We start from the raw sequence: 15,862 nt of genomic DNA, 5'->3' as shown, positions 1-15,862 counted from the left end.
AGACCACAGGACTATGCGAGTACTGACACACTTTTCTACTCCACCAACAGGGCGGTGGCAGCGGTGGGTAAAGAACTGTTCATTAACTATTCGCATAATGTCGCTTAATTTTGAGTACTTACTTATCGCATCTTTGCAAACAAATTTGAAAGTTGCTGCTATGCCTGATATTTCTTTGTGGATAGATTCTCCTTACGACTGGGCGCTGCTTTTTGGTTGCGCTTTGTTGATTGGCATGTCTAAGACTGGCATACAGGGGATTAGTGTGTTGGCTATACCGCTGATGGCTGTTAACTTTGGCGCGAAGGAATCTACCGGACTGATACTGCCTATGCTCTGCTTCTCCGATTTGATAGCGGTTGTTTATTACCGGCGAACGGCTGAATGGAAGTACATCCTGAAATTGCTTCCCTCGGCGGTGGCCGGCTTTTTTATGGCTATTGCGGTAGATAAACTTATTCCGCCCAACGGGTTTCGGCATCTGATGGCTGCCTGTATATTCCTGGGGTTGGGCGTCATGCTTTGGACGGGACGGAAGGGGAAGGGAAGTAAGCTGTTTACTTCGTGGTGGTATGGCCCGGCCTTTGGTCTGATGGGAGGTTTTACTACCATGATAGGGAACGCTGCCGGGCCGGTCATGGCCGTTTATCTCCTCTCCATGCGTCTGCCCAAATACAGTTTTGTAGGTACCAGCGCCTGGTTTTTTCTGGTCGTAAATTACCTGAAGCTTCCTTTGCAAATCTTTGTGTGGGATAATATCTCCATGGCCTCACTGTCTCTCAACGCCATGGCCATCCCCTTTATGATAATCGGCGCCATAACCGGCATCTATTTCGTAAAGCTCATCCCCGAAAAAAACTACCGGACTTTCATCATCATCGTAACCGTCCTCTCCACCGTTATGCTTTTGTTTTGAGAGAGATAGCCATGTTATTTGTCTATTGAACACCGAAACGGCAAGCTCAGTCGAACGTTTATATTTCGACCCATGTTGTAAATGCCGTCTTGTTTGTAACGCGACAAATGGTCGTAATAGCGTTGGTTGAAAATGTTGCTGACTGTGGTGTTGAACAGCATTTTTTGTTTGCCGAACTGAAATTCAAATGCCAAACCTGCATTTACCAAATTGTATGCAGCGGTTGTTGTTTCGTATTCGGCAACGCGGTTTTGAGCAAATGAATATTGATATTGCAGATAGGCGGAATATCGTTTGAGGCATTTCTCTCCCGAAAAACTGGTTCTGATGCTTGCATTTAACTTTTGCGAAGGCATCAGCGGCAAAGCATTATGCGCTACATTTTCGCCGAAAGTGTTACTGTACGAGCCTTCCAAGTGCAGCCAATCCCAGGGGTGCGGGTGAAAATGGAATCCGGCTTCGCCACCGTAAAGGTAGGCATTGGCTTGGGCGTAGTAGTAAATGTGAGCCTCCCCAACCCCTCCGGGGGAGTTAGAGGGGGCTGGTTGCAGGAAAATGTAATTGCGTATGTAATTGAAATAGGGATTCAGAAAAAGTTCGATGTGTTCATTTTTATAATCCAGCGACAGGTCTATCTGGTAGCTATTTTCGGTTTTCATGGCCGTATTTCCTATCTCGTAGCGGTTTGTACCCTCGTGAATTCCATTGCTTAGCAGTTCAAACATATTGGGCGCACGGTATCCCGAAGAAAGATTTGCTCGGAGCGAAATGTTTTTTGCCAGTTGCTGATAAATGCCGGTGGAAAAGTTGAATGCCGTATAGGTTTTTGAAAATTTCGGGAAATAGGCTTCTTCATCTTCCATGCCGTGCTGTTTTCCTGCGATATGTCGTCCATCGAGGCGCAACCCGATTTGCCAATACGATTTCTCGGAATAGTAGTAATCCGATACGGCAAACACGCCAAGGTCGGCAGTTGTGGCATCGGGAATTAACAATTCTTCGCCTTTGTTGGCATTGGTCTGGTATAATCCCTGGCTACCGGCTGTTAGCGCCCAATGCCCGTTTAATCGGGGCGAATACCACTTGATGTTGTACGACAAAGAACCGAGATTCATATCCAATGCGGCGACCTCTTCGTCTTCAAATTCTTTGCGGTTGTTGAAGATGTACCCCAAATCCACCTTTAATTTGGATTCGTTGTCAAAGAAAAAAGCGTTTTCAGAACTGATTAAATGCGTAGTCAAATCCTGATAGGGAGCCCCTCCAAACCTCCCCGTAGGGGAGGCTTCCAAATCTACCCCTTCGGGCAGGACTGTTAAGCCATACTGTTCGTTCAAAAAACTGTATTTCAGCGAACTGATAAATTTATTGCCGATATATCCCAAGGCCGTTTTGAAATTACCAGTATGAAAGCGGCTGTTGGGTACCGGATTTTTGTCGCCATCTTTGTAATCTTCATGCCTGGTGTATCCGCCAAAAGCGCTCCAATGAAAGCGGTTCTTGGAAAGTTTGAAAGCGCCTGTGTTGCGCCATCCATTTGTGTTGCTGTTGTACTCCGATCCAAGCCTGCCCTCCACGCTATTTTCCTTTGCATAGCGTTCGTCCGAGAAATACAACACCCCACCCAAGGCATCGCTGCCATACAAAAGCGATGCAGGGCCTTTGACTATCTCCACCTGTTCGTAGCCGTTCTCGTCCAAACCCAGGCCGTGTTCGTCGCCCCACTGTTGATTTTCGACTCGGACACCTTGCGAAAAAACAGCAATCCGGTTGCCGCTCAACCCCCGGATAACCGGTTTTCCGATTCCCGCTCCAGTACTGAAATTGCTGAGACCCGCCACTCCCGTCAACTTCTGCGAAAGCGACAGTCCTTGCGTTTCCGCATTATTTGCCAGACTTAATCTGGCGACATTTGCCACGTTCTCTCCTTGCAATCTGGAACTGTTTCCCGAAACAACGACTTCCTGCAAATCGAAATGAGAGGGCTCTATATAAACCTTTGAACCGTCTTGAGGTGTCAGTATTCCCAAAAAAGTTTTATACCCCATACAGGAAATCTGGACAAGAATAGCCTGATTTTTGGTATTGATTGAAAAAACGCCATTTTCATCGGTTATTGTTCCGGTTTTTAAATCGGGGAAATACACGTCGGCATAAGCCACTGCTTGCTTTGTTTCCTTGTCCGCTACCTCGATTTGCTGCTGGGCAGACAAGTTGAACTGCATGAAGAAAAGCAGCAGCATAACAGATAATGTTTTCATTTGAACGAGGCATTTGGGACAATAGCCCGATATAAGACAGGCAATGCCCGACATGCTGTATCCGGTCGGAAGTTTGGGGATGCTCAAAGGCTCATCTATACACGAAATCGTTTCGCAGTTCAAGCAACGAAAGTGCAGATGGTTGTCGTTATGATTCCCCGCCAAACAACTGTGGCACAAAGCATAATAGCTCTTTCCGTTATCACCGGCGATTTTGTGTACCCTGCCGTCGTCGCAAAAGCCTTGCAAAATTCGGTATATCGTTACCCTGTCTATTTTCCCGGGCAGTTGCTTTTCAATTTCTTCGTGGCAAAGCGCCGAAGTTGAATCAGACAATAAACTCATTACCATCTGTTTAGTATTCGTATTTCTTTTTTGCATAGCTACAATTATAAATCGTTATTAATGCAACAAAGATACAATAATAATTTATAATTGCAACAATGTTGCAATTATACTCAGGGAAAACCATGAAAAAAGTCCGAAGGACTTTATTCGGTTCACCGGCAAAACTAGTCTAGTCCTGCATGGGACGGCGCTTTATTAACCGTATGCTTTAGCACAGGTGAGCCCGAAAACCGGATAAAAAACCAAAAATCCCGCCAAAATCAATTGAAAGGATTTTTTGTGTGGCTGAAAGCACAAAAATCTTTGTTCACTTATTTTATAGTGTGCTGAAAACCATTCAATTCTTCCATCATCGCTCTTCTGTTTTTATAGCGGATCCGGTATTGATTTACCATATCGGTTGCGGTTGCCTTGCCGCCTTCAATTTCACTCATTTTTCTTAACAAACAAACGATATACACATAGTGTTCTCGCCCTGTGTTATCTTCTGCATATTGGTCAATGGCTTTTCGGAATAAAACAAGCGCTTCTTCCCGAAAGGAGGTAACAAAACCGGTAAAGTATTTTTCTATTCTCTCGGTTGAAAGGTGTTTTTCAATGTATTTCATTAACCTTTCTTCCGCACTTTCGACAAACAAAACATCGGCCACCGAATGGCTAAAGTATTTATTTTCTGCTGCGTAGAGTTTGATGATGTTTTCTAATTCACGTGTCCATTCTTCTGCATCGAAAGTTGCCTTATAGATGCTGTAATATTCTGACTTAAAGTAACTTTCTATAAACTCAAAGGAAATACTACGAATAGTAGGGGTATCTTTTTCTTTTTGGGCTATTTCTAAAAGAAATTCTTTCCATGAGAAAAAGTGATGCCGGAGATTTTCCTGTTGGTTAGCAGCAATGAAATCATAAATCAATTTTTTAGCTTCCGAAAATGCGTTTCCCGCTATTTTCTTTTTGACCAGTTCTACCCGAAAAGATTCGATTTGCAGGTTTTCGGCGATAACTTCCCAGGCTTTATCCGGTTTTCCGGTAGCATTGTAAAAATCAATTTTTCGTTGCAGAACCGTTCTTGCTTCATACGAACTTCTATCTTGAATCTCGCTTAGTATCCTGTCCTGCAATGCAATAAACTCGTTGGGATTTGTTGTTTTCATCAATACCATCAGAAAATCATTGAAGTTATCATACATCTCCGTCCCCTTATATTTGGATTTCTCCATTTCGGATTGACAGTAATCGGACAATTCTTTTGAACTTATACCGGGAGATAGTGCAGCTTGTTTTAGAATCTCGAATGGGGCGTGCTGATAATCCACTTCGATGTATTCAATCAAATCACAATCCGTATTCTCCAGCCACGAAGCGTATTCTTCGATGCAGGCTTTGGCTATCAGCATGGCTTCTTGGTAATCTTCGTGTTGAATGTGCTTTTTTGCTTTTTCAATCCATTGGTCTAAGATGTCGATGCTCAGGCAGTAATCGGTATCATACAGGTCTTCATAGTCAAAATATAAGTTCTTCAATGCTTGACGCAAGATGGAAGGATAGTTGTTTTCCTTTTTCTCATCGTTTACTTTATGCATAAATTCGAGCAAAATAGTTTGGGTCAGTTCCGGATTGTATCTGGCCTGCCGGATAATAAAGTCGCGCAATTCTTTTAGAGGTACGTCTTTTAGCAAGTCCTCAACGCTTATTTCCGATTCATCACATGCTACAATGCGTTCATCAATCGCTTCTTTAGCAATAGCGATGTGTTTGCAGGGATAGCCATCACTTGGGCAAGAACAGGAAAAATTAGAAATTTTCTTTCCATCAGTAGTGATTTTTATGGTGTATATTCCATAATTTCCCTGATACTTTGCTTGCCAATTATTCGGTGAAATTTCTTGTAAATCAATTATATAATTCATTTTCTTTACTGTTTTTCGTCTATCTTCAGTTGTTTGAACATACTACTTTGTGGTTTGGATATAGCGAAGATAAGATTTTTTTTTATAATTGACAATTGTAATATTTTTGGCTCATGGAACATGCCGGAAATGTGGGGAGGGTAAATAGTCGAACACAAGAAGAATGCAAATTACGCAAATTACGCGAATTCGCGCAACTGATTTTATGAATTGACTTGATTTTAAACAATATATAATTTGCGTTCCTATTATTACTGGTGAGCCCGAATAATCGGATAAAACAAAAAATCCCGCCAAAATTAATTGAAAGGATTTTTTTTGTGCGGCTGAAGGGACTCGAACCCCCACGCCGTGAAGCACCAGATCCTAAGTCTGGCGTGGCTACCAATTACACCACAGCCGCAAAGCTATTGGGTTAGCGGGGACAAAGATAACAATTATTTTCATAAACAAATAAACCGTGGGAAATCTTATTGCAAAAATTTCTTCAAAGCGCCTGCGCCAAACAAAAAGGGGCAGGGCAAAGCTTGAAAATTTTTAGAACCACTATTACGGATGAGATTCCTCCCTTTGGTCGGAATGACTCGCCTGTTAGTGGTTTAAGGGGAGTAGGGAGTGGCGGCTTCGCCGCCACTCCCTACTCCCTCTCCCAAAAAGGAGACAGTCATTCCGACCAAAGGGAGGAATCTCCTGCTCATATCAGCCACTTTACCGAAAGGCATAAGCAGTAAAATTTTTCATGCCTGCGCCAAACAAAAAGGGGCAGCTTTTATCAGGTTTTCTTCAAAAAATGGCTATCTTTGCTTTTGACTTTTTAATCTTGCTTGTACCATGAAGCTACTTTTTGTTGTCTTATCTCTTTTTGTTTCAATTGCTTACTGCTTTGGTTCTGGTGATTTGAACCTTGTTTTAAATCAATTAGACCAAACGATTACCGAAAGACAGTCGTATATGGATGTGAGGGAGAAAAGAATTCTTGAGCTGAAACAGATGCTCAAAACGCCGAATATCTCTCAGGAACAGGCCTACGAATTGAACACCAATTTATACAGCGATTATAAAACCTATAATTGCGATTCGGCTTTTTATTATGCCCAGAATGCTTTGCGCATCGCCCGTGTCTGGCAAAACGATTATTGCATAAAGGAGTCGGTGTTGAATGTCGCTTCTGTTTTCAACGTTATCGGGATGTACAAGGAGGCCTTGGATATGTTGGCGTCCATCGATAAAAACTCCCTTCCGAACGAATTGAGGATAAAGTACTTCAACTACCAAAAGGAGGTGTATTGCAATTACTCCAACAATAACGTGTATGCATCCGAATATAAGCAGATTAGCGATATTTACCGCGATTCGCTGCTCCAGATACTGGATAAAACAACCGACCATTATTTAATTGTTTATTCCGAAAAGCTGTTGGAACAGAATAAGGTAGAGGATGCCGGCAAAATTCTGTTCGATTTATTGAAAACCGTTGAACCCGACAATCATCTGTTTGCCGTATTGAACTATGCCATTGCCGAGGTGTTTATGGCAAAAGGAGAGAGGGAACAGGCCAAACTATACTATACCCAATCGGCCATTGCCGACATCAGGGATGCCATCAAAGAGAACGCTTCCATGCAAGCTTTGGCTCTTTTGCTGTACGAATCGGGCGACCTGAATCATGCCTACAAATACATCAAATATTCGTTGGAAGATGCTACTTTTTGCAACGCGCGGATGCGTACGTTTGAAATAACCAAAATATTCCCGATTATTGACGACGCCTATCAGGAAAAGACGAATAAGCAAAAGGAACAACTGCGATTTTATCTCCTTTTAACCGCTGTTTTATCCTCTTTCCTGATTATTGCGGTGCTGTATGTTTACAAGCAAATGAAGAAACTGAGCAAGGCCCGCAAAGACTTGTCGAATATCAATTTACAACTCAAAGGCTTAAACGGGCAATTGCAACATTACAACCAAAAACTGTCGGAGGCCAACCATATCAAGGAAGAATACATCGGGCGCTTCTTAGACCTCTGTTCAACCTATATCGACAAACTGGAAACTTACCGGAAGAGCTTAAACCGCAAGGCTGCCGATAATAAACTGGAAGAGCTGTTCAGGATGTTGAAGTCCACCGAAATGGTTGAAAAGGAACTGGCCGAATTGTACCAAAACTTCGATAATACATTTTTGTATCTTTTCCCCACTTTCATCGAAGATTTCAATGCTTTGCTGTTGCCCGAAGAACGTTTTGTGAGAAAACAGGGCGAACTGTTGAATGTGGAAATGCGTATCTTCGCACTCATCCGCTTGGGGATTACCGACAGCTCGAAAATAGCCCAATTTTTGAGGTATTCGAGCAATACCATCTATAACTATCGTGCAAAAATTAAAAGCAAATCGGCCATTCCGCGCGAAGACTTTGAGAAAAGTATTATGGAAATTGGCTCGTTTAGCAAATAAACGCATACATGGCATCCACTTTTTTTTAATCGAGACAAAATTGTAATATAATAATTATCAATATCTTATAATAAACACAACAAGCATATCGTCCACTTTTTTACTCTTGTAAGAAAAACGGGTTCATCTTTGATGTTCTTTTGCAACAGGAACATTAAAATCTATAAAACCATGAAAGAAAAAAGAACTTTTTGCACGTTGTGCGTACGTGTTGCATTATTAACCGTATAATTTATAAATATTATGAAAAATAAAAAATGCCTATTATTATGCTTGCTGATATGCCTCTGCATATTACCGGCTAAAGCACAGTCTTTTAAAATCGCGGGGACTGTTACCGACAAAGAAAAAATGCCGCTCATCGGCGTGTTGGTATTCGTAAAAGGAAGTTCTACCGGAACTGATACCGACATCAACGGAAAATTTCAGTTGGATGTCCCGGGAAAAGAAACGGTCTTGAATTTTTCGTATTTGGGCTACAAATCACAGAGCCTGATTGTGGGAGAACAAGTGAATTTCAACATTGTGCTTCAGGAAGATGTTGAGATGCTGGACGAAGTGGTGGTCGTTGGTTATGGCGTAATGCGCAAGAAAGACCTCACCGGTTCGCTCTCGTCTGTCGGCGCCAAAGACATGCAGAATAAACCTGTTGCCAATATCGGCGAAGCTTTGCAAGGACGGGCTGCCGGCGTGCAGATAATCAATTCCGGCGCTCCGGGCAGCAATGCCTCTATTCGCGTTCGCGGCTTGGGCTCTATCAACAATTGCGACCCCTTGCTGGTCATAGACGGAGTACCTACGGACATGCCTCTGAATGCACTCAACCAAAACGATGTGGAATCTATCGACATCATGAAAGACGCTTCGTCAACCGCTATCTATGGTTCGCGCGGAGCGAATGGCGTGGTAATGGTTACAACCAAGAAAGGGAAATCGGGCGATGGCCTTATTTCGGTGAGCGCCAACTGGGGCATACAACAAGCAACCAGCGTTCCGAAAATGCTGAACGCCTCGCAGTTTGCCTCGCTGCATAACGAAATGATGGCGAATAACAACGAACGGCAACGTCCCGATTTTGCCGACCCCAAGCTTTGGGGAGCAGGCGCCGATTGGATAGACGCCCTGCTGCGAACAGCCTGCATGCAAAACTATTCGGTGGCTTACTCCGGTGGTAGCGAGAAGAGTAACTATTATGTTTCCGGCGGCGTGTTCAATCAGGACGGGATTGTCCTCAATACCTCGTATCGCCGTTACACCTTGCAGTTCAACAACGAATCGAAAGTGCGTTCGTGGTTGAAGTTCGGAAACAACCTGACCCTGAGCAGCGATGTGAAGAAGAACGGTTCTTACAGCGTGATTAATACAATGGCCTCCTTGCCTACTCAATCCATACTCAACGACGACGGCACGTATTCCGGCCCGGGAAACGAAGCAAAATTCTATGGCGACATGCGCAACCCGATTGGTACAGCCAAATTAGAGAAGAATACGACTAATGGGTACAATGCCCTGGGTAATCTTTATGCCGAAGTATCTCTCTTCAATAAACTTACATTCAAAACTTTAGGGGGAATTGATTTTAAATTCTGGGACACCATGTCTTTCTCTCCCAAATACGATTGGAAGCCGATTCCTGTACCCAGTTCTTACCGGAGCGAAGGTTCGCACAAAAGCCTGACATACTTGTGGGACAATACCCTGACGTATATGGACACCTTCAGAGAGAAACACAGCCTGAATGTGATGATTGGTTCGAGCGCCCAGAACAATGTATATAACTACATGACCGGAAGTATCACCGAATTTTTGTCGGACGATTACAACCAGTTAAACAACGGCTTGCTCGACCCAACGGTGGGTGGTAGCAGAAACGAATGGGCCTTGTTGTCCTTCTTCGGTCGCGTCAACTATACCTTCGACAATAAGTATCTGCTGACGGCTACTGTTCGCCGCGATGGTACTTCGCGCATTGCCAAAGAAAACCGCTGGGGCGCTTTCCCTTCGTTCTCGGCAGCATGGCGTTTGTCCGAAGAATCTTTTTACAAGAAGAACGATGTGCTGAGCGATATTAAAGTGCGTGCAGGTTATGGAATCACAGGTAATCAGGCCGTGCTGGATAATTATGCGGCAGTAACGCGCCTGAAAACAGGACAATACATCTTCAACGGAACACCCGTATCCACCCTCTATCCGCTGGTGATGCCCAACCCGAACATCAAGTGGGAAACCATCGAGCAAGGTAATATCGGCTTAGACCTGAGCCTGCTCAAGCAACGCATCAACCTGACTTTCGATGCCTATATCAAAAATACCTCCAATATGTTGGTGGGAATGGTCGTGCCTATCAGTTCGGGCTATTCCGATAGCTATACGCCTATGACGAATGCCGGAAAAGTGAAAAATACCGGCTACGAAGTGTCCATAAATTCACGCAACCTAACCGGACAGTTGGAATGGAATACCGATTTCAATGTGTCGTACAACAAAAACAAGGTGATAGCGCTTGATGGCGATGTGCCGATGTATTACGGTTATCAGACGCATAGCGTAGGCAAACCGGTGGGCGCATTTTATGGCTATGTTACCAATGGCTTATTCCAAACCTGGGACGAAGTAAACAATTACGCTTATCAGTATCAGGGAGCCGACCCAGCCAACAGCACCTCTCCCGGCGATATTAAGTTTCTGGACATCAACAACGATGGCGTGGTGAATGATTACGACCGCACCTGCCTCGGCAACCCTACGCCCACATGGAACTTTGCCATGAACAACAGCTTCGCCTACCGCAATTTCGATTTGCAGATTTTCTTTCAGGGTGTTGCCGGCAATGATATTTACAATGCCAACCGCGTAACACTGGAAGGAATGTACACCGTTCGGAATCAGACGAAAAAAGTACTCGACCGCTGGACAGGGGAGGGAACAAGCAATTCGGCGCCGCGCGCCATTTATAGCGACCCGAACAAGAACACCCGCAACTCCAATCGTTTTCTGGAAGATGGAAGCTACCTGCGCCTGAAAAACTTAACGTTCGGCTATACGCTCCCTGCAACCTTGACAAAGAAAGCTCAATTGAGCAATTTGCGGGTCTATTTTTCGGCGCAAAACTTGTGGACGCTCACCAATTATTCCGGTTTCGACCCCGAAGTGCAAAGCGGTGTGGACAGTAGTAATTACCCGCTTACGCGCACCCTTAGTTTCGGCGTTGATCTTAAATTCTAATCAATATAAAAAATACAATCATGAAAAAATCAGCTATACTGGGATTCATTCTCCTGACAACTATATGGAGTTCCTGTTCCGATTTTCTGGACAAAGAACCGTTTGAAGACCCAAGCGCCGAAACAATTTCGGACGAAAACTCGGCCATTGCCATGACCAATGCCGCCTATCAACCCATGCAACGCCCCAAGTTGTACAACATGCGAATATGGACGCTCGACATTATTGCCGGAAACAGTATTGTGGGTGCAGGAGGAGGAGACGATGGCATCGAAACCATTCAACTGGCCAACTTCGTAGCCGGTCCCGACAATTTTGCGGCCATTGACCTTTGGCGCGGCCCCAATCCGGGCATTCTGTATTGCAATACTGTGATAGAAAATGTGCCTCAAATGAATATCAGCGATGGAATAAAGAATCGCTGCCTCGGCGAAGCTAAATTTCTTCGCGCCAGCTATTACTTTCTGCTGGTACAGCTGTTTGGCGATGTTCCGTTGACATTGAAACCCATTACGCCCGGCGATGATCTGTTCTCTTCCCGCGTAAGCAAAGACAGAATTTACAACGAAGTAATCATTCCCGACCTGAAAGACGCCATTGAATTGTTACCCTCTCGCGGAGAATACAACACCAGCAATTTGGGTAGGGCAAGCAAAGGAGCCGCTGCCGGTATGCTGGCGAAAGTTTACCTGACATTGGGCAACTATGGCGAATGTGTGAAGCTGTGCGAAGAAGTCGAAAGCTTGGGCTACGCCCTCAATCCCGATTACAGCGATTGCTTTGGCGGCGAAGAACGCAACAAAAACACCACCGAATCGTTGTTCGAGATACAATACCTGGGTTTGACGAAAGCCGATTTCTGGAGCGATGAAAATCAGGCTTGCTGGTTGAGCACGTATATGGGCCCTCGCAATAGCAACTGGGTAGGCGGCGGTTACGGCTGGAATCAACCGACACAGGAATTTGTTGACCAATACGAAGCCGGTGATTTACGGAAAGACAAAACCATTCTGTACGAAGGCTGTCCTGCTTTCGACGGGAAGTCTTATAAGAGTACCATGTCTTCCACCGGATACAATGTGCGCAAGTTTCTGGCGCCGCTCACCGTATCGCCCGACTACAATACCAATTCGGCCAGCATCATTGTTTTGCGATTTGCCGATGTGTTGCTGATGAAAGCCGAAGCCCTCAACGAGCAAGGTTATACTACGGATGCCGAAGAGCCTTTGTATGAAGTGCGTAAACGTGCCGGCCTGACGAATCGGGGCGATGTAGAAAATCTGAATCAGGATGCCATGCGCAACAAAATCCGCCACGAACGCCGCATGGAACTCGCTTTCGAGGGACAATACTGGTTCGATATTATCCGTTGGGAAGGCGGTCAGTATGCCTTGGATTTCTTACACTCAATAGGTAAAGTGAATGCCTCCAAAAAGCATTTATTGCTCCCTATTCCGCAAAAGGAAATTGACGCCAATCCGAATTTGAAACAAAACACCGGTTATTAATAATCACGAACAAAAACAGATGACAATGAAAACAATCTATAAAATACTTGCAATTTGCATCGTTGCTTCAGGCTTTGCTGCCTGCGATGACGATTTGATGAATACCGACAAAGGCAATCAGCCCCTGGTGTTGTCGGCAACCGAAACAGAGCTGGCGCTCGACATCACCGCGCCGGAAAGCAATGCCCTCACATTTAATTGGACGCCGGGCTCGAATTTCAATACCAACACGGCTATCTCCTATACCTTGGAACTGGCTAAAAAAGGAACGGATTTTGATGCAAGTTGGGAACAAACATTCGATAAGGGTGTTACTTCTGCCTCTTTGAAAACGGAAAAACTCAACGATGTGTTAATTAATCATTTTGGCATAGCGCCCAACGAAGAGGCCGAACTGGAAGCCCGCGTAACGGCTATCGTCAGGGCCGAAGGCATTGCCCCACAGGTTTCGGGAACGGTCGCTTTTAAAGTGAGCGGTTACAAGCCGGTTTCCAAAACACTTTACCTGATAGGCGATGCTAGCCCTAATGGTTGGAGCGCAGATAACGCCACCAAGATGAACAGCGTTACCGGAACAGCCGGAGGATTTACCTGGCAAGGAAAATTAACAGCCGGATCGTTGAAGTTCATTACCAACCTGGGCGACTTTACACCTTCGTACAACAAAGGCAGCGATGATACTAAATTGTATTTCCGCGAATCGGATGACGACCCGTATGACGAGAAGTTTGTGATAGCGACTGCCGGTGTATATCGGATTACGCTCAACATCATCACGCTGGCTATTCGGGTTGAGGCCTTGGATGCTCCCGAATATAGCGAACTATGGTTTGTAGGTAATCCAACCGGATGGTCATTCAAGCCGATGACTGTTGATGCTTCCGACCAGTTTGTTTTCCACTACAATGCCGACCTTTCGGCGGGTGGCGAAATTAAGATTGCTACGCAGGAAAATTGGGATGCCGTATTCTTCCGCCCCGAAATAGATGCAACACCCGAAGGTTCGGGTTTGAATGTGGCTAAATGGGCAGGCGATCCCGATTATAAATGGAACATCAGCGGAGGTATTTATAAAATCGCACTCAACACCCGCGATATGAAAATTGACATTGTGCCATTCACTCCATACGCTATGATTTATCTGGTGGGTAGCGCTACGCCCAAGGAATGGGATATAAATAATGCCACTCCGATGACAGCCGGAGGCGACCCCTATAAATTCACTTGGACAGGGCAGTTGAATACCGGCGAGCTGAAATTTACCTGCGACAAGCAAAGCGATTGGAATGGCGCGTGGTTCCTCGCTTCTCAGCCCGGAATGGCGCCAACCGGAAGCGAAGAACAAATGATATTCCATTATCCGGGAGCCGGAGCTGACAACAAATGGAACATTACCGAAGCCGGAACCTATTCCATTGAGTTAGACCAATTGCAAGAAACGGTGGTTATAAAAAAACAATAATTCAGGAGGCTGTCTCAAAGTTCTGTCGAGGCTGTGTCAAATAAATAATTAATACAATGAATAAAATGATTTCATCAATAATACTTGGTCTGTGCATACTAACTGGTTGCACCGACTATTACGAAACCGAAAACAATCCGGTTAGCTACGGAGATACTTATTTCAATACTCCGATCAGTACGGATAAGGCCTGCTACAAACCCGGCGAGGCAGTACAGTTTAAGCTAAAGGAATCCTTTGGCCCCAGCACAAAAGTGCGCTATTCGCACTTGGGCGATGTGTTAAAAGAAGAAAATCTTTCGGGCGCTGCCTGGTCGTGGACACCTCCAAGCGCCGATTTTCAGGGTTACTTGGTCGATTTGTACGAAGTGATTGACGGGAAAGAAGTCATCAGGGAAAGCATTGGCGTGGATGTGTCGTCCGATTGGAAGAAATTCCCCCGTTACGGATTTCTTTCGGAATATGGGAAAATGAACAAGGCGAGCATCGAAAACAATATCAGCACAATGAACCGTTACCACATCAATGGGATTCAGTTCTACGACTGGCATTACGACCATCACCGTCCTTTGGCGGGCACAGTAGAAAAACCTGCTGAGTCGTGGCCGGATATAATGGATCGCCCCACCTATCGTTCTACCATCGACGGCTACATCTCGGCAGCTCACGCTAAGGGCATGAAAGCAATGTTTTACAACCTGCTGTTTGGCGCGCTGAAAAATGCGGCTGCCGATGGCGTAAAGGAAGAATGGTATATCTACAAAGACACGAATCACGGCGAGAAAGACAAGCTGCACCTCAACCCGCCTTTCCGCAGCAGCATCTATCTGACCAATCCGGCCAATGTGGAGTGGCAAAATTATATGACACAGCGCACGAAAGACGTTTATGCCGTGTATGACTTCGATGGATACCACATCGACCAGGTTGGCGACCGTGGCGCCGTATATGATTATGCCGGAAACAAGCTGAAACTGGATGAAACTTATCGCTCGTTTATTGAGGCAATGAAACAGGCTTTTCCTCAGAAATATCATGTAACAAATGCCGTCAATCAGTTCGGGCAAGGCAATAGCATAGCCACCAGTCCGGTTGATTTCCTCTACACCGAAGTATGGGACCCGAATAAGTCGTTCGACCAATTAGTGCAAATTATTCTTGATAACAATGCGTATAGCAATTACAGCAAAAATACCGTTCTGGCAGCTTACATCAACTATGCCAAATCGAGCAACACGGGCTATGTGAATGAGGCGGGCGTTTTATTGGCCAATGCGGTGATTTTTGCCACCGGCGGCTCGCACCTGGAAATAGGAGAACATTATCTGGCGAATGAATATTTCCCCAATAGCAACCTGCAAATGAAGACTGCCTTGAAGAGCGCCTTGACCAACTACTACGATTTCTTGGTGGGCTATGAAAACTTGTTGCGCGATGGCGGAACGCTGATTACCGAAGCCGTGCAACAAGGAACGATTGCTACTTTCAGCCGAAAACTGGCCGATAAAGAGGTGTTCCATTTCATCAATTTCACCAATGCCTCTACTATGGAATGGCGCGACACCAACGGCACGCAACGCGAACCGGAAACCTTGTCGGAGGTAACATTGACCGTCTCCGTCTCCAAACCGGCGCTCAAACTATGGATGGCCTCGCCGGATAACGACAAGGGAGTTGCCCGCGCCGTCGCCTTTACGCAAACCGGCAACGAGATTACATTCACCTTGCCCTCGTTGAAATATTGGGATATGCTTGTCGTTGAATATTAAATGAATACG

General features: G+C 45.1%; 9 protein-coding genes and 1 tRNA gene. 7 read left to right on the top strand and 3 right to left on the bottom strand.

The window, feature by feature from the left end; all coding sequences use genetic code 11:
- Positions 1-160: 160 nt before the first annotated feature.
- A complete protein-coding gene (locus tag ACYPWY_RS11545) occupies positions 161-916 on the top strand; it encodes a sulfite exporter TauE/SafE family protein (protein WP_459685682.1) in 756 nt (251 codons plus the stop codon).
- A gap of 14 nt (positions 917-930) precedes the next feature.
- Here the strand turns inward: ACYPWY_RS11545 and ACYPWY_RS11540 are convergent, their stop codons facing one another.
- The 3 genes from ACYPWY_RS11540 to ACYPWY_RS11530 all read right to left on the bottom strand — a co-directional run bounded on the left by ACYPWY_RS11540 (position 931) and on the right by ACYPWY_RS11530 (position 5,838).
- Positions 931-3,558, bottom strand: a complete 2,628-nt coding sequence (locus ACYPWY_RS11540; protein WP_459685681.1) for a TonB-dependent receptor domain-containing protein — start codon at positions 3,556-3,558, stop codon at positions 931-933.
- Between the two features lie 278 nt (positions 3,559-3,836).
- Positions 3,837-5,435, bottom strand: a complete 1,599-nt coding sequence (locus ACYPWY_RS11535) for an SWIM zinc finger family protein (protein ID WP_459685680.1) — start codon at positions 5,433-5,435, stop codon at positions 3,837-3,839.
- A 321-nt stretch (positions 5,436-5,756) separates the two neighbouring features.
- Positions 5,757-5,838: transfer RNA gene (locus ACYPWY_RS11530), tRNA-Leu, on the bottom strand.
- Between the two features lie 124 nt (positions 5,839-5,962).
- On the opposite strand from ACYPWY_RS11530, the gene ACYPWY_RS11525 reads away from it, so the two are divergent.
- The 6 genes from ACYPWY_RS11525 to ACYPWY_RS11500 all read left to right on the top strand — a co-directional run bounded on the left by ACYPWY_RS11525 (position 5,963) and on the right by ACYPWY_RS11500 (position 15,853).
- Positions 5,963-6,166 (top strand): hypothetical protein, encoded by a 204-nt coding sequence (locus ACYPWY_RS11525; RefSeq protein ID WP_459685679.1) that lies wholly within the window; start codon positions 5,963-5,965, stop codon positions 6,164-6,166.
- A gap of 100 nt (positions 6,167-6,266) precedes the next feature.
- Positions 6,267-7,889 (top strand): DUF6377 domain-containing protein, encoded by a 1,623-nt coding sequence (locus tag ACYPWY_RS11520; protein WP_459685678.1) that lies wholly within the window; start codon positions 6,267-6,269, stop codon positions 7,887-7,889.
- Positions 7,890-8,132: 243 nt separating this feature from the next.
- The gene (locus ACYPWY_RS11515) at positions 8,133-11,114 is read left to right on the top strand and encodes a SusC/RagA family TonB-linked outer membrane protein (RefSeq protein ID WP_459685677.1); all 2,982 of its coding nucleotides are present in this window, start codon (positions 8,133-8,135) and stop codon (positions 11,112-11,114) included.
- Between the two features lie 20 nt (positions 11,115-11,134).
- Entirely contained in the window at positions 11,135-12,622 is a 1,488-nt protein-coding gene (locus tag ACYPWY_RS11510) for a RagB/SusD family nutrient uptake outer membrane protein (protein WP_459685676.1), read from the top strand.
- 25 nt (positions 12,623-12,647) lie between these two features.
- The gene (locus ACYPWY_RS11505; RefSeq protein ID WP_459685675.1) at positions 12,648-14,084 is read left to right on the top strand and encodes a SusF/SusE family outer membrane protein; all 1,437 of its coding nucleotides are present in this window, start codon (positions 12,648-12,650) and stop codon (positions 14,082-14,084) included.
- 56 nt (positions 14,085-14,140) lie between these two features.
- Positions 14,141-15,853 carry an endo-dextranase gene (locus ACYPWY_RS11500; RefSeq protein WP_459685673.1) on the top strand — a complete coding sequence of 571 codons (1,713 nt, stop codon included), beginning with the start codon at positions 14,141-14,143 and terminating at the stop codon, positions 15,851-15,853.
- Positions 15,854-15,862 lie beyond the last annotated feature (9 nt).

It is taken from the genome of Viscerimonas tarda (genome assembly GCF_054601255.1).
The sequence above is the reverse complement of the archived record's forward strand: the minus strand, read 5'-3'. Positions and strand labels throughout refer to the sequence as shown.